Origin of the sequence: Chitinophaga sp. CB10 (assembly GCA_001870995.2) — a bacterium.
Classification (GTDB): Bacteria; Bacteroidota; Bacteroidia; order Chitinophagales; family Chitinophagaceae; genus Chitinophaga.
The window spans coordinates 149,511-175,329 of the sequence record MLAV02000009.1; the positions used below are offsets into that span (position 1 = coordinate 149,511).

Consider the following 25,819-nt stretch of genomic DNA (forward strand, 5'->3'; position numbering starts at 1 on the left):
GGCGCTTTGCAGCGGCCACCCGTTTTTTTTGCAGGCGCGCCGGGCAATATGCCGTGGCAGCGGTGCAGTGGTAGGGAACATCCTTCCGGTACGTTTTGTAATCCATAAGGCGGCGGAATTTTACCAGCCCTCCGGAAAAAATTTTGGCTCCAATAAAATTCCTGCTTACTTTTGTACTGTAATTATTTTTATTACAGTTTAAATAGTCAAACATGAAAGTTGCAATTATAGGCGCATCCGGCTTTATCGGCCATGAAATTCTGAACGAGGCCCTCAGCAGAGGTCATGAAGTAACAGCGATCGTTCGTAATCCCGGAAAAATCACCCTGAAAAGTGATCAGCTAACGGTGAAGCAGGCGGACGTTACCGACGCCAATGCGGTAGCGGCAGCCGTTGCCGGTAATGACGCTGTTATAAGCGCTTATAAGGCGGTAGATAGCGACACGTACGTACAGGCCACCAAAGCGACCATCGAAGGCTTGAAAAAAGCCGGTATTAAAAGGTTTATCCTGGTGAGCGGCGCGGCCAGCCTGGAAGTAGCGCCTGGTCAGCTCCTGCTCGATAGCCCGCACTTCCCGGCTGAATGGAAGCCTATTGCAGCAGCTACCCGTGCGGGCCTGCTGGTACTGAAACAGGAAAATGACCTGGACTGGACGGCCCTGAGCCCTGCGGCAATGATTGAACCAGGCCCGCGTACCGGTAAATTCCGTTTGGGCGGCACTACCCTGCTGACTGATGAAGCGGGTAACAGTAAAATTTCAGTGGCTGATTATGCGATTGCCCTGCTGGATGAACTGGAAACGCCGAAACATCTGAAACAGCAGTTTACAGTAGCGTATTAATAGCCGTTAAGCGAAGGTATGCCAGGTAAAATGTGCATCCTGCTGCCAGCGGTCATACGTTATATAAATTAGAAAGCCCAAAGCGCCGTGCCCGGCGTCTTTGGGCTTCGTATATACGGGAGGGTTCCTCCGTTAATGCTTCATCCTGCTCGGGCTTACCCCGAACTTTTTCCGGAAGGCCGTACTGAAATGCGGCAGACTGGAAAACCCTGCTTCCTCGGCAATAGCCGTCAGGCTCTTCCTGCCGTCCCGGATCATTTCCTTCGCCATTTCCAGCCGGTAATCACTCAGGTAGCCAAAAACAGTGGTATTATACAATTGCCTGAATCCATTTTTGAGTTTGAACTCATTGATGCCCGCCAGGCGCGCCAGTTGCCCCAGGGTCGGCGGTTGCTGCATATTGGCCAGCAAAACGGTGCGGGCATATTCCAGCCTTTCGCGGTCGGATGCGGATAGCTTATTCTCTTTCTGTTGCCGCCCTTCTCCTACCTGGCTGCATTGCAATGCCAGCAGTTCCAGCGTTTTAGACTGTAAGAACAATTTTTTAAGACCGCCCTGGAAGCTGCAATGCGTTACTTCCTCTATGATTGCGTTCATCCTCGGAGTGATATGCAGGTTATGCCGCTGGTCCAGTATGGCAGGGCGGTTACCCGCCACCCGTTCTGCGATCCTGCCCAGCAAATCCCCGTTATGCTCCGCCAGTGATAAAAAACGGTCGGTAGAAATGCTGATGACAAACATATTCAGGTCATCCTGCTTCTCCACTTCCGCCATTTCATCGCCGGTAGGAGTGTACAGGAGGTTATGCTCCAGGGTGGAAAAGCGGAGGTGGTCCGTTACCCCGTCTACGCCGGTATTGAAGCTGCCCCGTTGTAAAAACAGCATGTCCACCAGCTGACTGGTACTTTTGGTATGGAAAATTTGCAGGTTTTCGTATATATGGGCCGTCCCATGGCCCAGGTGGTAACCATCGAAGTACAGACTATTAAACGTGGCATTCCCGAAATCGTAGGAGATGGTTTTCACATCCTCTGAAATAGTGGGCGACCACAGCTTACTCACGTCAAAGTCCATCTCTTCCTGCAACAGGATGTCACTCGCTTCATTTTTTATAACTACGGCCATAAATAATCCGTTTCATATAAATTTTACTCCTTCCGGTGTAACAGTTAGTTGGGATAACAATAGCAAATTTGCACAAAAATATTCCGAATAACCAAATAAGAAACGAAATGATAGGAATATTCCGTACAAATATTACGTCCGTTCATGATAAAAATAACGTCATCAAGGCCATTTCATCCCTCTTTGAGGTGCAATCTTGCAGTGTGGACCTGGAAGATTGCGACCGGGTACTCCGCGTAGCCAGTCCGGCTACCTTCCAGGAGCAGGAAATCATAGAACTCGTTACCAACCTGGGTTTTGCCTGTGCCGTACTAGACTGACGCCCATACAGGATATTGCCGTTTTACGGGTTTACAGACCGCGTTGTAGCACATTAAATTTTTACAACCGGCTCTGTAAACCCGTATTTCATTTTTATTTTCATGCCGGGTAGGGGTAAGAACGCTGCCCCTCGTCATATATGCATGTTACAAAACCGGAAAAACTCATTTAAACTGCATTTACCTTTTATGAAAACAAGGGCAACCATGCTGCTGTCCGCCATCATCCTGCTGTTTGGCGCTACCGTTACGTATGCGCAACAAGCCAGGTACACTGTTAGCGGATATGTGAAAGATAAACAGAACGGCGAAAGCCTGATCGGTATCTCGGTTGGCAAACCAGGTACCAGCATCGGCACCGTCACTAACCAATACGGCTTCTACTCCATCACCCTCCCCGCAGGCGAACAGGAATTGCAATTCAGCTATATCGGTTACAGCAACTTTAAAACAACGCTCAACCTGCAAAAGAACACCACCCTGGATGTGAAGCTGGAAGCCAGTTCCAGCCAGCTCAATGAAGTCACCATCCGGTGCGATAAACAGGAAAAAGCCATCAACACCATTAATACCAGCATCAACCGGCTGGACATTGCGCAGATGAAAGCCATGCCCACTTTCATGGGTGAAGTGGACGTACTCCGCGCCATCCAGACCCTCCCGGGCGTAAATACCGTTGGCGAAGGAGCTTCCGGCTTCAACGTACGCGGAGGTAACTCCGATGAAAACCTCATCCTGCTGGATGAAGCGCCGGTATATAACTCCACCCACATGCTGGGTTTCTTCAGCGTATTCAACCCGGATGCAGTGAAGAGCCTGAACCTCATCAAAGGAGGCTTCCCGGCGGAATACGGCGGCCGCACCTCCTCCGTACTGGACATCCGCATGAAGGATGGCAACAACCAGAAGCTCGCCCTGAATGGCGGTATCGGCAACATCTTCAGCCGCCTCTCCCTGGAAGCGCCGATCGTAAAAGATAAATCTTCCTTCATCGTCGCCGCCAGAAGGTCCTATATCGACGTACTCATGAAACCTTTCGTGAAAGGGGACATGAAGGATACGAAACTCAACTTCTATGACCTCACCGCAAAGGCAAACTATAAGTTCAACAGCAACAACACCCTGTTCCTCAGCGGTTACTTCGGCAGGGATGTATTTGGTTTCGGGAAAGATGTGAATATGAACTGGGGTAACGCTACCGCCACCCTGCGCTGGAACCACGTATTCAACAACCGCCTGTTCCTCAACCTCAGCACCTATTACAGCAAGTACGATTACAGCCTCCAGTTCAGCAACGAGAGCAAGAAATCTTCTACGGAAGAGCAGCAGGGCTATGACTGGACTTCCAATATCATCAACTACGGCGTAAAACCCTCCTTCACCTACTACCTGAATTCCGCCAACACGCTGCATTTTGGCGTACATGGCGTGTATTATACCTTTAAACCGGGTACCGGCATCGGCACGGAAGGTAACGACCAGCATGTAAAAACGCTGCCTGATAAACACGCGCTGGAATCCGCCGTGTATGTGGATCATGAATACAAACCCAACAAGCATTTCGGTATTCAGTACGGCCTGAGGGTATCTTCCTACCAGCTGCTGGGTAGCGGGTTTGAGTATTATTATGCGGACACTACGCCAGGCATCCGCAAACGCCTGCTCGAAATCAAGGAATACGGCGCCGGCGAAAAAATGAAAGGCTATCACTACTTTGAGCCACGCGCAAGCATCCGCTATGCCTTCAATGACCAGAACGCCGTGAAAGTGGCGTACAGCCGCACCACGCAGTTCATGCACCAGTTGTCCAACACCGCCTCGCCAACGCCGCTGGACATCTGGACGCCAAGCACCAACAACATCGAGCCGATGGTTGCAGACCAGTACACCGTAGGTTATTTCTATAATGCGCCCAACGATAACTATGAAGTTTCTGCGGAAGTGTTTTACAAAACCACCGACCATCAGCTGGATTATATCGACAATGCCAACCTGCAGCTGAACCCCTTGATTGAAGCAGATTTGCTGCCATCACAGGGACGCGCCTACGGACTTGAATTGTACGCGAAAAAAGATATCGGTAAAACCACCGGTTGGGTGAGCTATACCCTGTCAAGGACAGAGCGCAAGACGCCCGGCATCAGCCTGAATGAATGGTTCCTCAATCGATACGACCGTACCCATAACCTGAACCTCGTACTCACGCATACCTTTACCAAGCGCACCTCTCTTTCCGCCAACTGGGTGTTTGCTTCCGGTACGCCTGCTACGTTTGCGGACAACCGCCTGGAATTCCAGGACTGGGATATCCCGTACAACAGTACCGAAAAGCGCAACAACTACCGCCTGGCGCCTTACCACCGCCTGGACCTCTCTGTGACGCTGAAAGGTAAGCAGCTGAAACGCTGGAAAGGGGAATGGGTATTTTCCCTGTATAACGTGTACGCCCGCCGCAATGCCTACACCGTGTACTTCAGGCAAAACCCGGATAATCCGGACCTGAAGGAAGCCGTACGCTTCTCTATCATCGGTTCCATCATTCCGGGCATCACTTACAACTTCAAGTTCTAACAGCAAAACGTGCAGTCATGAAAAAATTACTCCTTTACATATCCATCATCATCGCCGGCGCATTCACCGCCTGCGAGGATGCGATCAACCTGAATGTGCCCAACGGGCAGTCGTATCCCGTACTGGATGCCTGGATCACCAACGAAACAGGCATACAGAAAATCCGTATCACCATGAGCGTGCCTTATACACAGGGAGGCACTGCCCCCGTGGTGGACGATGCGAAACTTACCGTTCATGATCTTACCAGTGGCGACAGCTACGCCTTTACCTACAACAATGGTTATTATACCTATGACGCCAGTGCAAAAGCCATTGGCGTTGTAGGTCATGTGTACAAACTGCACATGGAATACAAAGGCGAAATACTGGAAGGGCTGGACAGCCTGAAACGCGTGCCACCGGTAGATTCCATCACTTACGAGTTTAAGACGAAGGAACAATCCATTTCCGGCAAGGAAGGCTACTACGCCCGCTTTTATGCAAAGGACCTCAAGAGCAATGTGGACTACTACTGGATCAGGTCCTACCGTAACGATACCACCCGCCGCCTGGAAGATAACTTCTCTATTGACGGCAGTTATGATGAGGGTGTTTCGGACGGGGGTTCCTTTATACTGCCCATTGCCGAAGGGATTACCGATTACGATAAACCGTTCCAGTCCGGGGAGAAGATCATTGTACGGCTCTCCTCTCTCTCCAAACCCAGCTATGACTTTTTGACCCAGGTTAACGAGCAGGTAAATGCAGGCGGATTGTTTGCTAAAGTGCTGGAGAATGTAAAAAGCAATATGCAGAATACGACTGCCAACGGAAAAGTAAAAGTATTAGGACGTTTCGGCACTTCTGCGGTGAGCAGGGCAGAGGTGACTGTAAAATAAACATCGCTCACAACTATGGACGGCAGCCGGCAACCCCGGCTGCTTTTTTTATGCCGGAATCCGGGGGAAATTCAGTAATTTAATAGAAAGCGTTCCACCTTATGCCTCCGCAACTCATCATCTATGCGATTCCCGGTTTTGTACTCCTGATCCTGGCGGAGATCATTATCACTACGATAGATAACCGGCATCGCTATGAAGCCAAAGACGCCGCCAGCAGCATTGCCATGGGCCTGGGAAATGTGATTACCGGGCTGTTTACCAAAACGGTCATACTCGGCGCCTACCTGCTGGTGTACGATCACCTCCGACTGCTTACACTGGGTTTTGCATGGTGGGTATGGGTATTGTGTTTTTTTGCGGATGATTTCAGCTACTACTGGTTCCACCGCATCAGCCATAGCGTCCGGTTTTTCTGGGCTTCCCATGTGATCCACCACTCTTCCGAGCGGTATAACCTCGCTACTGCCCTCCGCCAAACCTGGACGGGTAATTTCACCGGGACGTTCCTTTTTTGGATCTGGATGCCACTGGCAGGCTTTCACCCGGTGATGGTCATGACCATGCAGGCCATCAGCCTGATTTACCAGTTCTGGATACATACGGAGGTGATACATAAGTTGCCCAGGCCTGTGGAATATATTTTCAATACGCCATCCCATCACCGGGTACACCATGGGTCGGACCTGGATTACCTGGACCGGAACCATGGCGGTATCCTCATCATCTGGGACCGCTTGTTTGGCACATTCACGCCAGAGCGGGAACGCCCGACATATGGCCTGACGTCCAATATCCATACCTATAACCCATTGCGTATAGCCACGCACGAATGGGTGGCCATCTGGCAGGACCTGCGGCGGTCCACATCCGTAAGGGAGGCGCTGCATTATTTGTTTGATGCGCCGGGCTGGAGCGCGGATGGAAGCCGGAAGACGACGAAGCAGCTGCGGCAAAAAAGCAATCAAACAGGGGCGGTCTAAATTTTTTTTGCGAAATATTTTGCAATTACGAAAACTATCGTACATTTGTTTACGAAGATATTCGTAGATGTTCGCGCATCGTTTTAACAAGTACACATTTCATCATTATAATTACCAAGAAAGTGAAACAGCAAAAGCCTACAGAAAGTGAGTTGGAGATCCTGGGCATTCTTTGGGAAAGAGGCGCCAGCACCGTTCGTGAAGTACACGAAAAACTGGCCGAAACCAAAGAGGCGGGTTATACCACTACCCTGAAGCTGATGCAGATCATGTATGAAAAAGGACTCCTGTCCCGCGATGCCAGCAGCAAAACGCATGTATATGCGGCGGCGGTATCCCAGCAGGAAACGCAACAACAACTGCTCAGCAAAATGATAGACACCGTGTTCGGCGGTTCTGCCACCCAACTGGTGATGCAGGCCCTGGGCCATCATAAATCGTCAGACGAGGAACTGGATCAGATTCGTAAATACCTCAACGATATAGAAAAACAACAGCGATAAACCATCTAAATCCTGTCAAATGACTTTTTTACCTCTCACTGCGGACCTGGTACGCGCCCTTGGATGGACCATCTTGCATTCCACCTGGCAATCGCTTTGCGTATTTGCAGCCTTGCGGATAGTATTGGCGCTGTGGCCAATGGCTTCTGCCAGGATCAAATATAACCTCTCGGTTATTTCGTTGGGAGGGATATTCACCTGGTTTGTGATCACGCTTTGCCGGCAGATCAACACATTTCAGGCCAGCAGAGAGAGTATGGAAGCTGCCGTGCTGCAACTGCAACTCAATGCAGTCGACGCGCCGGTGGTGGAAACCGTGTATAAAAGTCAGGACGGGCTGAAAGGCATTTTCCCACAGCTGGAAAATTGGTTACCGCTGTTGGTAACGCTCTATGTGATCGGTTTCTGTATCATGACGATCAAACTGTTTGCTGATCTGGCGCAGTTACAGCGCATCAGAACAGACAAAACGAGTCCGGTAGACGCAAGCTGGGACCAGCACCTGGCAAGGCTTTGCGCCCAACTGGATATTTCCCGGGAAGTAAAATTGCTGGTATCCGGTTATATACAGGTGCCGGTAATGCTGGGCTTTTTCAAACCGATTATTCTGCTGCCGGTGGCCATGGTCAACAACCTTTCCACCGAACAGCTGGAAGCCATTCTCCTTCACGAGCTGGCGCACGTTAAACGCAATGATTATCTGTTGAATATCTTCCAATCAATTGTAGAAACAATCCTGTTCTTCAATCCCTTTGTATGGCAGATATCCCGCATTATCCGGCAGGAGCGCGAACACTGCTGCGATGATCTGGTGGTAAATTCCGTACATCCCCTGCACTACGCCAAAGCCCTGGTGGCACTGGAAGAATACCGGTTATCATCCAATTCCCTGGCCATGGCTGCTGCAAACAACAAACAGCATCTGTTTAATCGCATTAAACGCATCATGGAAATGAAAACAAAAAATCTCAACTATAGTCAAAAATTTCTTGCTGTAATGATCATTGCCGCCGGCATCGTGTCCATCGCATGGTTCAACCCTGCGAAGGTGAAAGCTTCCGGCAAGAAGCCGGCCGCCATTGAAACGCCCGCCCACGAAGCCATTATAGCTACAAATACCACTAGCGAAACTGCGGCGGAGCATTCCTGCCCGGACAAAGCAGCCATCGCCGCCACCGCTGATACCATCCCGCCGGCGCCGCCATTACCACCGGCTTCCATTCCGGATGTACCGCCTGCGCCACCGGCCCCCGGCAGTGCCGACTTCCCTGAACCGCCAGCTCCGCCTGCACCTCCGGTAAGAATCAACAATTCTTCCTTCGTGTACGCAGCAGACGCACTGACCCCTGCGCAGCAGAAAAAGCTGGAAAAACAGATCCGCGAAGCGGAAGAAACCATTCACAAAGCCATGGCGCAGCTCAGGGACGTGGATATGAAAAAGATCCAGGCTGAATCCAAAGCCGCGCTGGATAAGGTAGACTGGAAACAGATCAATGCGGAAATGGCAGCCGCGCAAAAGGAGGCCAGGGAAGCGCTGAAAAGCATCAATTTCGATGAGATCATGGCTTCCGTGAAAACCAGTGTGAGTGCCAATGTGAATGTGGACTCTATCCGTAACTATGTGTACCACCAGGTAGCCAGTGCAAAACATGCCGCCAACAACTTCCATTACAACTACTCTTTTTCAGACGATACTACCGGACGGGCCGCTGCTGAAGCAGGCCGGCTGGCAGCGCAAAGAGGCCGCCTCGCCGCGGAAAGGGGCCGCCTTGCTGCTGAACAAAACCGTAAGATTGTGGAAAAGAACATGGAACTGGCCGACAAGCACCGCGAACTGGCTGAAGAGAACAGGCTGCGTGCAGAACGCCACCGCGAGTTGGCCACTGCCCGCTCCAACAAATACCACAAGATCATCGATGAAATGGCTGCCGATAAACTGCTGGATAAAAACAGCAACTACGAGATCGAGTACAGCAACAATACCCTGCGCGTAAACGGCGTCACACAGCCGGAAAGCGTTACCCGGAAGTACAAGGCCATGATCGATGAGCAGGACCTGAAAATCAGCGGCGGCAAAGGCCACCTGAATATCCGCTCCTCCAATACCAACAAGGATTAACCCCATTTGCCGGTAATCATATTATCCTGCTGCGTAACGCAGTCTGTTTCAATAGCTAACGCCGGTAATTACGATTTTCGTTCTTCATTTATCAAATAGCACTGTTTGCTAAGGCAGACAGTGCTATTTTTGCAGTAGCAACAATTATCTTTAGCCAACATCAGCTATCTACTGCATTATGAAATCAATATTCCTCACGTTACTCCTTTCCGGCGCTGCAGCCGCCTATGCGCAGGACAGCAGCCTGGTCAACGGAAAACTGAACGCCGCTACCAGCGTCAAGAATCAACAGGCTACCGGTACCTGCTGGTGCTTCGCCACTACTTCCCTGATCGAGTCGGAGTGTATCCGCAAGGGGGAGCCCACTCCTGACATCTCCGAGATGTTTACCGTTAGGAACATCTACATCGAAAAAGCAAAGAATTATATACTCCGCCAGGGCTTCGCCCGGTTTGATGAAGGCGGCCTGGGGCATGATGTGATCCAGTCCATCGCCAAATACGGCGCAGTGCCTGAAAGCGCCTACACCGGTCTAATCAATGGCGTCACCGCCTTCAACCACGGCAAAATGGTGAAGGAGCTGAAGGCCTACCTGGATTCAGCATTGAAGAAACGCCGTCCTGTAGAGGATAACTGGCTGGACAGCACCATCGTGATCCTGGATAAATACATGGGCGCGCCGCCGGCTTCGTTTGAGTATAACGGTAAAACCTATACGCCGCAGACATTCGCGAAGGACGTACTGAAATTTGATCCTGATGATTATGTAGGGTTGACTTCCTTTACCCACCATCCGTTTGACCAGCGTTTTGTGCTGGAAGTGCCGGACAACTTCAGCAACGGCAGCTACTATAACGTGCCGCTGAACGAGCTGGTGGAAACCTGCAAAACTGCCGTAAGGAAGGGCTATACCGTAGCCTGGGATGCGGATGTATCCAACAAGGGATGGGCAATGGGCCGCGGCTATGCGCTGGTGCCTGCCGTGGACTCCCTGATGCGCGCCAAACCGGTTAACCCTGACCAGGAAGAAACGCCGGTAACCCAGGAGTCGCGTCAACGGCTATTCGAAGAGCTGGTGACGGAAGATGATCACCTGATGCATATCACCGGTATAGGACAAAGCCCCAAAGGCAAGACCTTTTTTGTGGTGAAAAACTCCTGGGGGCAGGCAGGGCCGTATCATGGTTACCTGAATGTTTCCGAGGCTTATTTTGCCAATAATACGATTTCGGTGGTGATACCTAAAGCGGCGCTGGATAAGTCCCTGAAGGCACGCGTGAGTAAGTAGAAATATCCATCATTTTTGATACGCCGCCGGGTATTTTCGACTGCCGGCAATGTTGTGTAAAGCCGTGCGCCTGCCGGCGCGCGGCTTGTATTTTTTACAAGCAGCTGCAGCAGTGAATATCGTGTGCCCCTAACCGTTAGTGCAGGATGAGAAAGTCTTTAAGATGTTGCACTTCTCCCGGTACCACTTCCATTTCCCGGACTTCTGCGGGTCTTGGACCTTTGCGGCACCACTCTAAAAAGGTTTCCATTACTTCTGCAGTAGCTTCTGCGACAATAGTGACGCTTCCATCGGATAAGTTTCTGACGCTACCCTGCACGCCCAGCAAATCGGCGACATGTTTAGCATTAGCGCGGTAGCCTACTCCCTGTACAAGACCTTTTACGACGATCTTATTATGTACAATTGAATTTGTTGCCATGGCAATAAAATAGGAAATAAAGTTACTAGCAAGAATCAACCAACAGGGCAAATTTTTAAACCCTCACATACTGTATGGTTACTGCAGTTTATGGGGAACAAGTATCACCTCTATGGCCTTTTGAGACTTTTTTCGCAATGTTAAAATCTAATAAGCGGAATTATGGTTGACAATATTTCCTCTAATTTAAGTCTAAATACAATAGGTCTCAAAAGAATTCCGGCTAATATGGTTTGAAAAATGGTTAATGGGGTAGCAAGTACTGGTTACATTGAGGTTGGGGTAAAACAAACATGGATGAACAATGGACTCAAAAGTCGGCTTTGCAAATAATTTTATACGGTCGCGAAACGCCGCTGCTACAGCGCGTTCCACGCTACCAGCCCTCCTGGAACACCTGTCCCTACCGCGGCCATAGGCCCACGGCATGCCCCGCGCGCACTCCGCTCCGGGGACGTAACCCCGCCACGCCGCCGCCTTAAATCTCTCCCCTCCCCCCTAACCAAACACCACCACGCGCCGCTGTTTCCGGATCACGTAAACTATCCGTACACGACGCCCCCGCACCGCAGCACTTACGCGCTACAGGGCACATCTTGCAACACCACATCTCGCAACGCCACGCCTTGCAAATCCCGACTTTCCAGGCCATCGGAAACGTAGGCTGCCATAATATTTACAGGGCAGTAAAAAAGATAACGGAGGCTAACGGCAACGGCTATGCGGCATAATGGAACAGAGAGCCTACCATATGCTCAATATCGCCAAAAACAAAATCGCGTACGCGCTCATATTTCCCTCCCGAAGCAGGACGGCGGAGTACACTGAAACAATGGCAATCAAAACTACGCACAAACATCTGCTGGGAAAGCTGGGGCAAAAACCGGTTTAAACCCGGATGCTGAATACGGCCCGCTACCATAATGTGCGGACGATAATCCTGCTGAGGCAGTTCGAAACGCTGCAATAACGCACGCTGCAAACCTACCAGTGGCTTTACATTCGCCACATTCACGAAAATACTGCTCCTTCCATCCTCATGCTGACAGCTGTCAATCCGGGATGTGTACACCGCAAACCCGGCCTGCTCCTTTGCGATGCTCTCCAGGGTTTCCATAAACACCTCCTGGAAACGCTCCGGGAAAACCGAACGAAACAGCGGGATCTGTACGGAGGAATTCACCATCGCTTCATCCCCTATCTCCCTCCCGATAAACTGCCGGATGCGCACAATATCCTTCGATACCAGCACATCAGGATTCACTACCACCAGGTAATCAAATAACGCTTCTGCATTTTCAATACTCGTATTCATAACAGTTCCTTTTAAATCTGTTTGTTAGAATGACAATACGAATATACAATCTTTATTTTGATTTACTAATTTTTTTAGCATTTTTTACTAAAAAAATACGCAGCCATATGTAAGCTGCGTATTTTCAATTTATTAGCACCATTAAGGCAGTTTGCTGATAATAGCCGTGAAATCCGCCGCCACCAGGGATGCGCCGCCAATCAGGCCGCCGTCCACATCCGGGCAGGCAAACAGCTCCGCCGCATTACCCGGCTTGGCGCTGCCACCATACAAGATAGACATACGCAACGCCGCCTCACGGCCGTACTTCGCCGCAATCTGCGAACGGATATAAGCATGCATATCCTGCGCCTGCTGCGCGCTGGCCGTTAAACCGGTACCAATCGCCCAGATCGGCTCATAGGCAATCACCACATTTTTCAGTTGCTCTTCCGTCAGGTGATACAGGCTCTCTTCCAGCTGCTTAGCCACATACGCATTCTGCGTTTCGGCCTGGCGCACCGCCAGCGGCTCGCCGCAGCAGAAAATTGGCTTCAGGCCGTAAGCCAGCGCCTGGTCCACCTTTTTAGCCAGCATCTCATTGCTCTCACCGAAATACTCCCTTCTCTCGGAATGGCCCAGGATCACATAATCCACACCAATTGACTGCAACATCTCCGCAGATACCTCGCCGGTATAAGCGCCTGATTTCTCGCTGTAGCAGTTCTGCGCACCTGTGAAAAAGCCGGGATAATTCTTCAGTAAAGCCTTGGCTTTTGTCAGGTAAGGAAACGGAGTGGAAATCACTACTTCCTGGCCTTCCGCCAGCTTCAGGCCTGCCGCCAGCATATCGTTGATCAGTTGTTCGCCCTGTGCCAGCGTGAGGTTCATCTTCCAGTTCGCTGCAACAATTTTTTTTCTCATAATATAATTGTGGTATTAAGTTTTAAAGTTCTCCCGGTTCGGTACGGGCGTGTAAACCCGCCAGTATAGCGGTATCCGCCGGATCCATGTCCCGCCCTTTCAGCTTCATCCAGGCCGCGGCATCTTTCAGCGCTTCCTCCTTCCGGTAGCGCGACACGGTATCCCCCTGCGCCCAACTGAAGGACGGCAGGAACTTCGGCGGCATCACCCCGCCGAAAATATTGCAGGATACGCCTACCACGGTACCGGTGTTCAGGTTGGTGCCTATGCCGGTGCGACTATAATCGCCCATCAGCACGCCGCATTTCAGTCCTGCCGGCTCCGCCTCATGCTTCGCCTCCATCCACACGCGCACCGTGGATGCGTTGTTCTTCATGTTACTGCAATTGGTGCCGCCGCCCAGGTTGCACCACTCGCCAATCACGGCATCGCCTAAATATCCGTCGTGGGATTTATTGGAATACCCGAACATCACCACATTCTTGATCTCCCCGCCGCCGATGCAATAAGGCCCCAGCGTAGTAGCGCCGTAAATCTTACTGCCCATCTTCAGCACGGCCCGCTCGCCCATGGCAAACGGCCCCCGTACCAGGCTGCCTTCCATCACCACGGCGTCTTTACCGATGTAGATCGGCCCGGCAGCGGCGTTTAACACGCTGCACTGCACGCTGGCGCCGGGTTCTATGAACACCTGGCCGGGATTGATCACCTGGTTCCCTTCCGGCAACGGCTCGGACACGCGGCCCGCCGTCAACAGCCGGAAATCCTCCCGGATCGCCTGGTCGTTGAGCGCAAAAATATCCCAGGGTTTATGAATTCCCAATACCCTGCCCGTATAATTTTTCCGGGCGTTCGCCGGCAACAGGTGCACCTCCCTGCCCCGGATCACCTTCGCTATCAGGTGATTTTCGTGGTACAGCTCCTCCTCCGGCTGCAAGGCATGGATGGCGGCCACCAGCTGCTCGTCCGGCAGCAAATGCCCGCTGATCAAAATGTTGATGGTATCTGAAGTCCCCTGTTGCAAGGGATACTTTTCCTGCAGATGCTGTACGGTGAAATGACTAATTCCTGCACCCAGCCACTTTTCCCACTTCTCCTGAATGGTCAGCATCCCTACGCGGCAGGCTGCAATGGGTCTGGTATGTGTAAAGGGGAATAACAAATCACGTACGGGCGTGTCAAATAGTATGTAATTACGCTCCATAGGGGCTAAAAATAGAAAATCCCATCGATTAACCGATGGGATTCTCTGAAAAAATATTTTCGAAAACTACTAAGCTTTCTTAGCGTAGCGTTTGTTGAATTTATCGATACGTCCGGCAGTATCCACCAATACATTCTTACCGGTGTAGAAAGGGTGAGAAGTATTGGAAATTTCCAACTTAATCAACGGATATTCGTTACCGTCTTCCCATTGAGCAGTTTCTTTGGTAGGAGCGGTAGAACGGCTTAAAAAGCTAACACCGTTTGACATATCTTTAAATATCACAAATCTGTAACTTTCTGGATGGATTCCCTGTTTCATATCAAAATTTTGTAAATACAGAGTGCAAAGGTATATCTTTTTTCTTAAACACTCAAAGATAATTCAAAAAAAATCAGGATTTCATGTTGATATACTGTAAAGGAATACCCAGGTTGGCGTTCCTTGCCAGTGCTATAACTTCCTGTAAATCATCGATTTTTTTACCGGTAACGCGTACAATGTCGTCCATTATGGCAGCCTGTACCTTTAAGCCGGAATCTTTGATCAGTTTCACAATTTTTTTGGCGTCTTCCTGCTTGATTCCGTTTCTTACAGGAATTTCCTTTTTATAGACTTTACCACTCTGATAAGCTTCCTTGCTCTGGTCGTAAATGGTAGCATCCAGTCCCTGACGCATGGAGCGACTAACCAGCACATCCAGCACCTGCCCCAGTTTCATATCACTTTCCACTTCCACCGTGAGCGAGAGCTCTTTCTTATTCAACTCTATATTGACATGTGAATCCTTGAAATCAAATCGATTGGTAATTTCCTTTTTTACAGTGTTTATGGCGTTATCCAGTGTCTGTAAATCAACTTTGCTAACAATATCAAAGGACGGCATAATTGACAAATTTAATTTTATAAGCGGCTTTCTTACAGCAGCAAATATAAACCTATTTGTCGTTTTACCCTAAATCCTTGATACAGACGCGCCTCCGGAGGTGGATTTGTTCACTACCGGCTCGCCTTTATACCTTACCTGGCTGCCGCCGGAGCAACTGGCGTTCAGGGCCTTTGCTGCATTCACGGAAACGGATGATCCGCCGGATGCGCCTACGTTCACCTCTTCTGCGCGGAGGTCAGTAGCTTTTACATTGGCCGCGCCGGAAACCCCAAAGTCCGCGCTGGAAGCCGTACCGCTCAACGTCAGCTGCGTAGCGCCGGAAAGGTTGATGTCCAGGCTTTTCACCGCTACGTTCAGTTTGGACTGCGTAGCGCCGCTCATGCCGATTTTCAGCTCATCGCCCTTGATCTGGTTCGTGGTTACAATACCGCTGGCGCCACTGGCTTCCAGCTCCGTCACCGCCCGGGCGGTCACATATATCGTAATGTCTTTTTTAGGTTCAATGCTGTAGCCTTTTTTGGTATGGATATCCAGCCGGCCGCGGGAAACTTCCGTTTCAATGTACGGCAACAGGTTGTCTTCCGCATCCACCCGCACCTTCTCCTCGTTGCCGATGGTCAGCACCACATGGTACACGCCCCCGGTGCTGATCTTTGAAAATCCTGCCGCAGCACGGTTTTCTGATTTTACATTTCCGCTGCCTTTGATACGCTCGTTAAAACTTTTACCAGGGATAATGCTGAAGGCGGATAATGCCATGGCTGCCGCCAGTACCGGCACGATCATCAGGCTGTATAATGCTACTTTTTTCATGACGTTTTTTATAAAGCTGTTAGGTAAAATGAGGGTTATTCTGCTATTATTTTTACATCGCTGTTGGAGCCTGTTATGCGCAGTACGGGCGACTGCTCACCTGCTCCGCCGGCCAGCGCCGTATAGGTGGATGACACGCCGTTTTTCACTGACTGTACATTCTTCACATCCAGGCCGCTGACTTTTATATCGCCGTAAGCCATTTTCACATCAAGCTGCACGGCCGCCCTGCGGGACATCACCAGCTTCGCGTTGCCATATGCCAACTTCACTTCTCCTCCTTTGAACGCAGCAGTCACCTGCTCTACTTTCAGATCGCCGTAAGTGAGCTTTGCCTCCACACGATCGTCCAGGGCGCCGATGGTAAAATCGGAATAGGTGCCTTTGGCCTGTAAACTGCCCACGCGTTTGGCTTTGTAATTATCGTAGGTCGCCCGGATGTCCGCCGTGCCGGTTCTTTCTACTTCTATATTGCTGTAGGTGGATGCCGCCGTCAGCGCTTTTACATTACCTACTTTCACATCGGAGTAATTGCTGTTCATTTTTACATTGCCGGCGCTGCCTATTTTGCCCTTGCCGCAGTAGTTGACGTGCAGCTGCAGGTTTTCCGCGTCGCGGATATCAAAGTTGCAGTAGTTAAGGCTCATGCTGGCAGGGAATGTCAGCTTTTCTGCCGTCAGCACATCGCCGAAATTATTTTCCACGTACGCTTGTGAAAGGGACTGCGGTACATATACTTCATAGTCTATGTTCACATAATCCTTTGAATTTTTTCCGCCCCCGAAGGAAAACCATCTGCTGCCGGAGCGCGGGTTGTAATCGGTAGCCAGCGTAACATTGTTGCTGCTGCCCTGACTGTTAATATTTACAGCCGATACAATATCCTGTGCTTCTGCGTCGTTTTTACCAAAACCTGTGATCGTTATCGTTGCTTTGATCTCGTTTTTGTTCCAGGTGTGAATAATAACCTGTCCGTACTTGTTGGTTAATTTGAATTGTGCGCCGGACGAAACTTTGAATTCTTTTACTTCTGTTCTCTTAAAAGATACTTCCCCACGATTTGCCAGTGCGAGCAAGGGAAGGAAGAGGCATAACAGGAAACTAAATTTTCTCTTCATATCGCTTTTTTAAATCTCCCGGGGTGGCGTGCTTAGCCTCGAGTTCCTCCAGGATTTTGTCAAGTAGATCCAATTTCAATTGATAATACCGGATAATGGCCGCGCGGATTCTTTCATTGCCCGGGTTATTTTTCAGCTCTTTTTCGAGCATCTGGTAAGTATCGTTTTTCAGTTCCAGCTCGCGCATGGCGGCGCTGTCCAGGCCAATTTCAGCAGCCGGGTACGTCCGGATGGAATCCAGGCGGGCTTCAATCCTGGAGCTGTAATAAAACTGCGCTTCCTGCATTTCGGGTAACATCAGGGCCAGGTCATTTTGCTGATGCTGTTTGTGCTTAATGAACAGGAACAGTATCCCTGCATTTATAATAAGTAGTGCTATCACGGCTGCTTTAAACCAGTTTGACGACAGCATACTTACTACCCGGCCTTTTTTCTGTTGCCCCAACTCTTTCTCCAGCGCGTCCCATATCCTGGGTGAGGGTCCGGGCTGCTCAAACGCTGCCCTGTTTTGTTGAATAAATTGTTCGAAATTGTCCGACATCAATTCATAATGTTTTGCTGATTCACAATCTGTCTTACTTTCTCTTTGGCCCGCATGTACTGCGTTTTGGCAGTAGATTCGGATATCCCCAGCATGTCTGCGATTTCCTTGTGGGAATAATTTTCAAAGAGATAAAGATTCAGCACCGTACGATAACCTGTAGGAAGCGCGGTGATGGCCGATTTAACAGCAGCCACCGTGTAACTGAACTGCGCTTCATCCAACCCTTGCTCTTCTGAAACCTCCACCTCTCCTACTTCTTCGAAGTACACCTTTTTACGGCGAAGATAATTCAGACAATGGTTGACTACAATTCGCTTGATCCAGGCAGTTAAACTGGCGTCTTTCTCCAGTTTGCCAATGCTGCGGTACACCTGTATAAACGCCTCCTGTAACACATCCTCGGCATCGCTCACCTGGTTGGTCATACGAAGACAGATATTATACATTGCTGCGGAATAGGCATCGTATATTTCGCGAAATGCGCGAACGTCCCCCTTCTTGCAGCGGTCTACTACATTCTCGGCTAATGGCGTCTGATTCAAGTTGTTTTCTGATGCTTTCATTATAAAGACAATGATGGTGAGAAAGGTTGCACGCTTCAGTTCAAATTTTCAGGCAAGAGGGGCACTTATCAGGGCTTTCCAAAGCGCTGCGCAACGATACTTAATTGACTATCAGATTACTATAGATTTTTATAAAAGCAATTCCTGTCGGAGATTTTTTTTTCAAATGTACCTGCAATCCCATTCTGTAACCAGCGAAATTCCACCAAACTGCATTTTTTTGTGACGAAATGAAAAAAACGCGGTCCAATTATCTTGTAACCGCGCTTTTTCATCCTTATATATACCTAATAAACCTTACGGAATTGCGCGGTATTAATTGCCACTGGCCTTACTGCGGCTCTGTTCCGCTTCCAGACCGGTTTTGCGGGTACGAGCCGCTTTCACGTTCGTATTCCCGAAACGATAGGTGAAGTTCAGGCGTACCTGGCGGGCATCCCAGCTGCTCCTCACCCTCGTGTCCATGCCGGCATTCGCAAAGGAACCCCTGAAATACTGGGTGCCCAGCACGTCGGTAACATTCAGCTTCAGGCTGCCTTTACCTTTCAATACTTTCTGCTGCAAGCCCAGGTCCAGCGCGCCCATGGATTTCATCCGGAACAATTCCCCGTCGGAAATACCAGGCGCTACATAGAAGTAAATCGCTTCTGCAGTCAGCGTTTTGGACAGGGTGAACGTATGCTGCGTACGGCCAAAGAAGCCTACTGCGTTCATCTTCACGTTATTGTCGTTCACAAACGCGCTGTAGCCGGTGTAGTAGAGGGACATGGTGGTGAAGGTATTCCACCATTTTGTGATAGGGAACGGCGCAGAGATGTTCAGGCTCAGGTTATCGGACTTCGCTACGTTCATGTACTTATACCGGAGCAAAGAGGAATCGCCCGTAGCAGGATTCTTATCCGTTTCAATGATACGCATCATCAGGTCCGTTGTATGGATGTAGTTCACAGAGGTGATCAGGAACTCCTTAAACGTATGCGTTACTTCCAGGTTGTGCGAGTACTGCGGCTTCAGGCTGGGGTTACCGGCCTGGATGGTGTAACGGTCCAGGTAGAACTCAAACGGGTTCAGGTCTTCGTAGCTGGGGCGCTGAATACGGCGGCTATAACTAAACCCGAACGTATTGTTTTTATCCGCCTTATAACTCAAAGCCATGCTGGGAAACAGGTTGAAGTAGGAAGTATCATTTTTCACCACGCCCTGCTGCGATTTGCGGAGGGAAGCGGATTCCCCGGTGACGTTCGTTTGTTCCGCCCGCAGGCCCAGTTGCAGCGTGAGCTTTTTAAACTGCTTGTTGAAGTTGACGTAAGCGGCATTCACATTCTCCTTGTAAATAAAGTGGTTGGAGCGCATGGTATCCGCCTGCCATACGTTCATGCGCAGGGAGTCGAACCGGGCGTCGTTATCGGAAGTCACAAAGCTCACCTTGGCGCCCATTTCCAGCTTCGCGCCTTTTCCCAGCGGATGGGTGTAATCCGCTTTCGCCGTTTTGATGGTAATGATGGACGGCTGGTTACTGCGGGAGGTATCGGCATTCAATTGCTTGTTGATCACCGGATCGGTAGTCGCTGCAAAGATGTTTGCATATTGTTTGTCGGAGCTGCGGGAATAGTCCAGGTCCACATTCAGCTCCCTGCCGGTACTATCCAGCACGCCGCGGTAGTTGAGGTTGTAGGCGCCTCTTCTCCAGGTACCGTCGTTATTGGCGTTGGTGTGAAGGATGGAATCCACCACTTTGCCATAGCCGATATTCGTATAGGCGTGACTGGGAAAGAGGTAATGGTTCTGCGCCAGGTCCACCAGCACGCCCACGGTGTGGTTCTTAGCCACAAAGTAATCCGCGCCGATCCTGCCGCCCTGGTAGGTATTGCGGCGATGGGTTTCGTTGGACTGGTCAAAAATCTGCTGCCCATTTTTATCATCTACGGTTCTGTAGATATCGAGGGACTGCTGCGCCTCGCGGTGGCTATAGTTATAGGAACCAAATACGTTTACATTTTTGCCGCGGTGGTTCAGGTTCAACGCGCCATTGTAGCGGGGCCAGGTACCATAGGCGCCACCCAGGGTGAAGCTGCCGTTGGTGCCGTAGCTGCTGTTCTTCTTCAGTTTCAGGTTGATCACGCCCGCGTTGCCGGCAGCGTCATATTTGGCGGAAGGGTTGGAGATCAGTTCAATCTGTTCCAGGCTGGTGGCCGGCATGGATTTGAGGAGTTCCGCAATGTCCTGGTTGGACATGCTGGTTTGTTTACCGTCGATCAGGATCATCACGCCGCCTTTTCCTTTCATGGAAATGTTGCCGTCTTTATCCACCGTGATGTTAGGGGATTTTTCCAGCGCCTCCATGGCGGTTCCGCCGGCAGTGGCGATGTTGGCTTCCACGTTCACCACGAGCCTGTCCACTTTCTGTTCGATGAAAGGTTTGCGGGCGGTCACATCTACGGCCTTCAGGTTTTTACTGTTCACCGTGAGTTCCAGGGGTGGCGCGCTAAAGGCGCCGCCTTTTAATTCAAACGGACTGCTGTACACTTTATTCATGCCTACAAATGCGGCGGCGATGATGTATTTACCTTGTTTTATCTGTTCAAATTCATATTTACCGGCAATATCAGCTACAGCGCCTTTAACAAGGGAGGAGTCGGCGGCTTTCAGCAGGGTAACGGTGGCAAATTCTACGGGTTTGTTGCCGGCCTGGATCACCTGGCCGGTAATGCGGTTTGGGGTTTGAGCCTGAGAGCTTAAAGCAGCGCCTATAACACCGGATGTCAACATAAACGCTTTAATAATTGCTTTCATACAAGGGCGGTTTTTAGGTATTTTTTGATTGATTTAGTACTTATAGCTAATAAGGAACCTTGGTTAATCAACTACAATACTTTATCAGCTACAGTGTAAAAGTAGGTATTATGCTTTACATAGTACCTTTTTCTACACAAACGGTCTATAGATAGGGATGATTGGTAAAAGTTGCATTTTCCCCTTGAAAGACGACCGAGGAAGGTTGAAGTTGCACCGAACTGGAAAAATGGAGATTTTGTCGGATTTAGCCCCCAAAGGGGGATTTTGGGGGAAAATTTAGTGCCGTGGTGGACGGTGGAACGTCCGGGAACAGGGGAAGCAGGGGTACTGCCGGATCAGGACAGTGCCGCAAACCGGCGGGCGGTTCATGGTAAAACGCCTGGCGGTAAGCCCGGGGACTTTATAAAACGCAACAGCCGGGATGTTAGTCCCGGCTGCCTGTATAATAATATATATACCTGCTTAATTCAGATGTTCATCTATATGGAACAGGTGATGCCCGCTTTTCCTGCGCTGATGGAATAACTGCATCGTATATACGAACAAGACCATCAGGAGGCATACCGCCACAAACAGCCAGCTGTTGGACAGGGCCTGGAGGATATCGGGCGTCCCAACGGTGCCAAGGGCCTGGTGGGGGATCCATTCCGCCAGTTTATCCGTGTGTATATTAAAGGCGGTATAGCTGGCATCCGGCGCCTGTTCTACGGCGGCGGCCAGCACCGGCGCAGCGGCCAGTACTTTGGCGGCGTTGTGGTTATTGCCGAAAATGGTAAAGCATAATTGCCCGTGGCGGGTCAGCAAGCGCAGTTCATAATTGATAATGGCGCCCGCTCCCCCATCCTGGCGGTAAGTCAGCGGCCAGTGGAAAACGTGCGCGGAGGCATCGTACCAGGGTTTTTCCAGCCAATCCACCTGCAGCTGCCGGTTGGCATGCTCCTTACGCCTGCCGGCGAGCAGCCGGTCGTAATCCATTTTCAGGGCATCGGTTTCGGCCAGGTAGCCGGAGTTTTCATAAATAATGGTAGCGCCCCAGGCATCTGCGGACAACAGGTCCACATCCGCCGGCACCAGCATGCCCTGCAATCCCGGATGCACTTCGTTGTGCCATACATCATGTAAAAGTTTATAACTGTCCCGCTTATTCAAAAACCGGAATCCTTCGGGCACACGCAGCATATGCCCCTCCGTCAGCACCTGGCTGCTGGTTTGCCAGGAAAACGAGGAAATTACAGCATCAGTGTTCACTGCCGCCGCTGCGTATTGACAGAGGAACAGGCATACTACCCAACAAAAACTTCGCATACAATACTTATTGGCATTAAAAACGTGGATTAAAGCAATAATTCAATTGTTCCGTTGAGGTCAGAGCAATAAGTGGTTAAAATCATTACGGAAATGAAGATAAAAAATATAGTCGAGCAACACAATAGCACAAAAAAGTAATCTTTACTTATCATGATCCGACCCGCAACGAAAAAGGCCGATGCGGGTAGCATCGGCCTTTTCAGTGATAGGTACCAATCGTTATCTAATCCAGTTTCAGGTTGTTGAGCACCTCCGGAAGTTCCCGTTGCAGCAATTCGAAAAACTCCCTTTCCTCCTTGCGGATATGCGCTTCCAGGCTGGTGGCCAGGGCGTCCATATCTTCTTCCAGCCTGGCGCTGTCGGCCAGGGCGGCATACATCCGGGAAATGATATGATGCTCCTGCTGCAACTCCGCAATCGCGGCATCCACCAGCGGGTGGTGGCCGGCGCAGGTATCAAACAGGTGATCTTCCTTTTGGATATGCGGCACCATTACCTCCTGGAAGATGCGGACCACATATTCAAACTTGGCTTGCGTTTCCAGGGGGAATCCCTCGTATGGCGCGGCATTGATCTTCAGATACCGGCATACAAACAGCAGGCGTTTGTGCTCGTGCGACAGTGGCACCAATGTAGAATGTCTTTGCATAACTCAATCAAACACACGTATCAGGATACTGCGGCAGCAGTATTGCTTTTATTCTTGCGGCAGTACCAGATCAATACCAGTCCGCCGATGACCATTAATGCCGAAATGATTTCCGCCTGCGTAGGATGGAAACCAAAGATGTTATACTTCGTGTTCACCCGGATCTTTTCAATGAAGAAGCGTTCCACCCCGTTCATGATCAGGTAGATGCCGAATATGACGCCCGGCGTGGTAATGCGCTTGCGTATAGCCCACAGCACGAGGAACAGGGCGATGCAGGCAATGATCTCATATAACGGCGTCGGATATACGGCGATGGGCAATACCTTACAGTACTGACCTTCGCAGCCGGCCAGCTGCACCCCTTCCCGGATAACGTTGTGGGGGTAGCCGTAGGCAAAGAACCAGTCCGGCAAAAAGCCCAGTGCTGCCGGCTTTTCGAAGGCGGCATGGGGGATTTGATCCAGGCTGGGGTATTGATTCAGGAAAAATTGCGCGTTACGCTCCACTTCAGCGGAGAATTGTGCGGGGGCCACTTTCACCACGCGTCCGGCGGCATCGGTGGAATAGGCGCTGTTGTAGATGCCCCAGTCCCCGTCCCCTGAAAAATGGCAGCCCATCCGGCCGATGCCGTAGGCCAGCATCAGGGCAGGCGCCGCACTGTCGATCAGGTGGCGGATCTTAATCTTTTTCTTACGGGCATAAGCGATAATAACGATAGCAGCTACGATGAGGCCACCGTAAAAAGTAAGGCCGCTGAAGGAGAGCAACGCCCCTACGGGGTCCTGCACGAAGTCGTTCCAGTTTTCCAGGTTATGGAAAATCTTAGCGCCGATCAAACCCGTGATGGCGGCCAGCACCGTGAAGTCCGGCACCCGCTGGTGCGGCATCACCGTAACGATCTCTTCCTTTTGTTTTGTATTTTTAAGGGTTTGCTGTCTCTTATATAATTTATAACCGCCAAATGCGGCAGCGAGGAGGATACCTGCGGCTAAGCTCCCCTGACTGGAAAACATATAGGACTGCAGGTCCTGCATGGCTGTATCCCACTGAAAAAATAGACCTAATATTTTGAAACCGAGGAGAAATCCTACCAGGGCGTTTCCAATGATTTCCGCGTTGGTGGCGGGTTGGCCTACCAGTACTTTTTCGGGCACTCCATGCAGCCAGCCTAATTTTTCGCGGCGTTTAAGCTCCTTCGTCAATACGTAGGCAGCGGCCAGGAAAGCGATAGCAACAAAAAAACCAAAAGTCTGAAACAGCTTGAAGAAAGGGATTTCCAGACCTAACAGGTCCTTAAAAGCGTAATATAAGTTTGGATACATAGCCAAAAAAAATTGGTGATCTGAGTTTTCCTATGAACAAAGCCGAATTATCAAAAGGAAAATCAAACCACCAAAGTACGTTGCAAATTTGAATTTAAGAATTCAAATTTCTTTAAGATTAAGTTAGCAATATTGTTCGAATGCGTCTACGAGGTTGGCTGCAATCATTTGAGCAGAGCGGCCTTCGATCATATGACGTTCGATAAAGTGAACCAGCTGACCATCTTTGAACAGGGCAATTGCCGGAGAAGATGGAGGATAAGGCAGCAGGTGTTCACGAATTGCAGCTACGCCTTCCAAATCAAAACCTGCAAAGCTGGTAGTAAGTCTGTCTGGTTTTTTCTCACTGTGCGCAATAGCCAGCAACGTACCCGGACGTGCAGTACCTGCGGAGCAACCGCAAACAGAATTAATGACAACCAGTGTTGTTCCTTCTTTCTTCAGTGTTTCGTCTACCTGTCCTTTCGTGAGCAATTCCTCAAAACCATAATCGGTCAGCTCGGCCTTTCTAGGCATTACTAATTCCGCTGGATACATATAATTAATATTTTTTTAGTTGAAATTTTGATCAAAGTTAATCAAACCAACTCAAAATATAAAAAAATGGAATCAAAAGAGGACTTTTTGACATTCAACAAACAATCAGACTGACAAACAGTCATAATCTGTAACGTTTTTACTAACAAAATAGCAGTTTTAATGGCATGGTATCCCGTTTGATCTGCATAGGGTGTAAAACAAAAAATTAAAAAATAACACCAAAAAATAATTAAGACTATGACACACGTAACATTCGGACCTAGAACTATCAATGGCATCGTTGGCGATATCTTCAATAACAGCTGGAATAAAATTGCAAAAGATGATTTCCTGACCAGCGACTTCTTTACCGCTCAGCCTCCGGTAAACATTACTGAAAACAAGGAAGGCTTTGTACTGGATGTGGTAGCGCCTGGTTTCAGCAAAGAGGATTTCAAGATCAACACAGACGCGAAAACAATCACCATCAGCGCTGAAAAGAAAGCGGAAGAAAAAAATGAAAGCGACAAACAGGTGCGCCGCGAGTTCACCTTCAAGTCCTTCAAACGCTCTTTCACCATCAGCGATGTAATTGATACCGCTAAAATTGTTGCAAAATATGATAACGGCGTCCTGAAGATCACCCTTCCTAAAAAGGAAAATGCGCAGGACACTCCGAAATCTATAGTAGTTGAATAAGGGTTAGTAGTGATTTCAACGGAATTGCTAATAACATGGGGGTTAGAAAACAAAGGGCCGCTTTATGCGGCCCTTTTTATTTGTATTATATTGAAACTGATGCATAATTCACACGAACGTT

Annotated in this window: 25 protein-coding genes; 9 read left to right on the plus strand and 16 right to left on the minus strand. The window is 49.8% G+C overall.

The features are described 5' to 3' along the window. The first annotated feature begins 212 nt into the window (after positions 1 to 212). Entirely contained in the window at positions 213 to 842 is a 630-nt protein-coding gene (locus BOC67_RS14640) for an NAD(P)-dependent oxidoreductase (protein ID WP_291911151.1), read from the plus strand. A 132-nt stretch (positions 843 to 974) separates the two neighbouring features. Here the strand turns inward: BOC67_RS14640 and BOC67_RS14645 are convergent, their stop codons facing one another. Further along, positions 975 to 1,967 carry an AraC family transcriptional regulator gene (locus BOC67_RS14645; protein WP_291911153.1) on the minus strand — a complete coding sequence of 331 codons (993 nt, stop codon included), beginning with the start codon at positions 1,965 to 1,967 and terminating at the stop codon, positions 975 to 977. A gap of 107 nt (positions 1,968 to 2,074) precedes the next feature. Between BOC67_RS14645 and BOC67_RS14650 the strand changes: the two genes are divergently transcribed. From BOC67_RS14650 to BOC67_RS14680, 7 genes are all read left to right on the plus strand, one after another. Continuing rightward, entirely contained in the window at positions 2,075 to 2,287 is a 213-nt protein-coding gene (locus tag BOC67_RS14650; RefSeq protein WP_291911154.1) for a hypothetical protein, read from the plus strand. Positions 2,288 to 2,476: 189 nt separating this feature from the next. Next, complete coding sequence (locus BOC67_RS14655) at positions 2,477 to 4,858, plus strand: TonB-dependent receptor (RefSeq protein ID WP_291911155.1); 2,382 nt, start codon at positions 2,477 to 2,479, stop codon at positions 4,856 to 4,858. Positions 4,859 to 4,875: 17 nt separating this feature from the next. Next, positions 4,876 to 5,739, plus strand: coding sequence for a DUF4249 domain-containing protein (locus BOC67_RS14660; RefSeq protein WP_291911156.1), 864 nt, complete (start codon positions 4,876 to 4,878; stop codon positions 5,737 to 5,739). Positions 5,740 to 5,840: 101 nt separating this feature from the next. Further along, positions 5,841 to 6,722, plus strand: a complete 882-nt coding sequence (locus tag BOC67_RS14665) for a sterol desaturase family protein (RefSeq protein ID WP_291911158.1) — start codon at positions 5,841 to 5,843, stop codon at positions 6,720 to 6,722. 122 nt (positions 6,723 to 6,844) lie between these two features. Continuing rightward, a complete protein-coding gene (locus BOC67_RS14670; protein ID WP_291911160.1) occupies positions 6,845 to 7,225 on the plus strand; it encodes a BlaI/MecI/CopY family transcriptional regulator in 381 nt (126 codons plus the stop codon). 19 nt (positions 7,226 to 7,244) lie between these two features. Continuing rightward, on the plus strand, positions 7,245 to 9,344 hold the full coding sequence (locus tag BOC67_RS14675; protein ID WP_291911161.1) for a M56 family metallopeptidase: 2,100 nt from the start codon (positions 7,245 to 7,247) through the stop codon (positions 9,342 to 9,344). A gap of 178 nt (positions 9,345 to 9,522) precedes the next feature. Next, positions 9,523 to 10,632, plus strand: coding sequence for a C1 family peptidase (locus BOC67_RS14680; RefSeq protein ID WP_291911164.1), 1,110 nt, complete (start codon positions 9,523 to 9,525; stop codon positions 10,630 to 10,632). 136 nt (positions 10,633 to 10,768) lie between these two features. Here the strand turns inward: BOC67_RS14680 and BOC67_RS14685 are convergent, their stop codons facing one another. From BOC67_RS14685 to BOC67_RS14755, 15 genes are all read right to left on the minus strand, one after another. Beyond that, positions 10,769 to 11,053, minus strand: coding sequence for an acylphosphatase (locus BOC67_RS14685; RefSeq protein ID WP_291911165.1), 285 nt, complete (start codon positions 11,051 to 11,053; stop codon positions 10,769 to 10,771). 718 nt (positions 11,054 to 11,771) lie between these two features. Continuing rightward, positions 11,772 to 12,368 (minus strand): 2'-5' RNA ligase family protein, encoded by a 597-nt coding sequence (locus tag BOC67_RS14690; RefSeq protein ID WP_291911166.1) that lies wholly within the window; start codon positions 12,366 to 12,368, stop codon positions 11,772 to 11,774. Positions 12,369 to 12,509: 141 nt separating this feature from the next. Further along, positions 12,510 to 13,271, minus strand: coding sequence for a triose-phosphate isomerase (gene tpiA / locus BOC67_RS14695; RefSeq protein WP_291911167.1), 762 nt, complete (start codon positions 13,269 to 13,271; stop codon positions 12,510 to 12,512). A 22-nt stretch (positions 13,272 to 13,293) separates the two neighbouring features. Further along, the gene (locus BOC67_RS14700; protein WP_291911169.1) at positions 13,294 to 14,475 is read right to left on the minus strand and encodes a putative sugar nucleotidyl transferase; all 1,182 of its coding nucleotides are present in this window, start codon (positions 14,473 to 14,475) and stop codon (positions 13,294 to 13,296) included. A 69-nt stretch (positions 14,476 to 14,544) separates the two neighbouring features. Beyond that, the gene (locus tag BOC67_RS14705; RefSeq protein WP_073079106.1) at positions 14,545 to 14,796 is read right to left on the minus strand and encodes a type B 50S ribosomal protein L31; all 252 of its coding nucleotides are present in this window, start codon (positions 14,794 to 14,796) and stop codon (positions 14,545 to 14,547) included. Positions 14,797 to 14,869: 73 nt separating this feature from the next. Further along, complete coding sequence (locus tag BOC67_RS14710) at positions 14,870 to 15,361, minus strand: YajQ family cyclic di-GMP-binding protein (RefSeq protein WP_291911172.1); 492 nt, start codon at positions 15,359 to 15,361, stop codon at positions 14,870 to 14,872. A 69-nt stretch (positions 15,362 to 15,430) separates the two neighbouring features. After that, positions 15,431 to 16,177, minus strand: coding sequence for a head GIN domain-containing protein (locus BOC67_RS14715; protein ID WP_291911174.1), 747 nt, complete (start codon positions 16,175 to 16,177; stop codon positions 15,431 to 15,433). Between the two features lie 35 nt (positions 16,178 to 16,212). Then, positions 16,213 to 17,295, minus strand: a complete 1,083-nt coding sequence (locus tag BOC67_RS14720; RefSeq protein ID WP_291911175.1) for a DUF4097 family beta strand repeat-containing protein — start codon at positions 17,293 to 17,295, stop codon at positions 16,213 to 16,215. Continuing rightward, positions 17,279 to 17,836, minus strand: coding sequence for a hypothetical protein (locus BOC67_RS14725; protein ID WP_291911176.1), 558 nt, complete (start codon positions 17,834 to 17,836; stop codon positions 17,279 to 17,281). Before BOC67_RS14725 ends, BOC67_RS14720 begins: the two co-directional genes overlap by 17 nt. Next, complete coding sequence (locus BOC67_RS14730; protein WP_291911178.1) at positions 17,836 to 18,402, minus strand: RNA polymerase sigma factor; 567 nt, start codon at positions 18,400 to 18,402, stop codon at positions 17,836 to 17,838. Before BOC67_RS14730 ends, BOC67_RS14725 begins: the two co-directional genes overlap by 1 nt. Positions 18,403 to 18,717: 315 nt before the next feature. Further along, the gene (locus BOC67_RS14735; RefSeq protein ID WP_291911180.1) at positions 18,718 to 21,195 is read right to left on the minus strand and encodes a TonB-dependent receptor; all 2,478 of its coding nucleotides are present in this window, start codon (positions 21,193 to 21,195) and stop codon (positions 18,718 to 18,720) included. A gap of 465 nt (positions 21,196 to 21,660) precedes the next feature. Further along, complete coding sequence (locus tag BOC67_RS14740) at positions 21,661 to 22,503, minus strand: DUF2167 domain-containing protein (protein WP_291911182.1); 843 nt, start codon at positions 22,501 to 22,503, stop codon at positions 21,661 to 21,663. Between the two features lie 226 nt (positions 22,504 to 22,729). Next, positions 22,730 to 23,155 carry a hemerythrin domain-containing protein gene (locus tag BOC67_RS14745; protein ID WP_291911184.1) on the minus strand — a complete coding sequence of 142 codons (426 nt, stop codon included), beginning with the start codon at positions 23,153 to 23,155 and terminating at the stop codon, positions 22,730 to 22,732. Positions 23,156 to 23,175: 20 nt separating this feature from the next. Further along, on the minus strand, positions 23,176 to 24,480 hold the full coding sequence (locus tag BOC67_RS14750; RefSeq protein ID WP_291911188.1) for a prolipoprotein diacylglyceryl transferase: 1,305 nt from the start codon (positions 24,478 to 24,480) through the stop codon (positions 23,176 to 23,178). 123 nt (positions 24,481 to 24,603) lie between these two features. Further along, positions 24,604 to 25,017, minus strand: coding sequence for a BrxA/BrxB family bacilliredoxin (locus BOC67_RS14755; protein ID WP_291911190.1), 414 nt, complete (start codon positions 25,015 to 25,017; stop codon positions 24,604 to 24,606). A gap of 240 nt (positions 25,018 to 25,257) precedes the next feature. Between BOC67_RS14755 and BOC67_RS14760 the strand changes: the two genes are divergently transcribed. Continuing rightward, positions 25,258 to 25,698 (plus strand): Hsp20/alpha crystallin family protein, encoded by a 441-nt coding sequence (locus BOC67_RS14760; protein WP_291911192.1) that lies wholly within the window; start codon positions 25,258 to 25,260, stop codon positions 25,696 to 25,698. Positions 25,699 to 25,819: the final 121 nt, after the last annotated feature.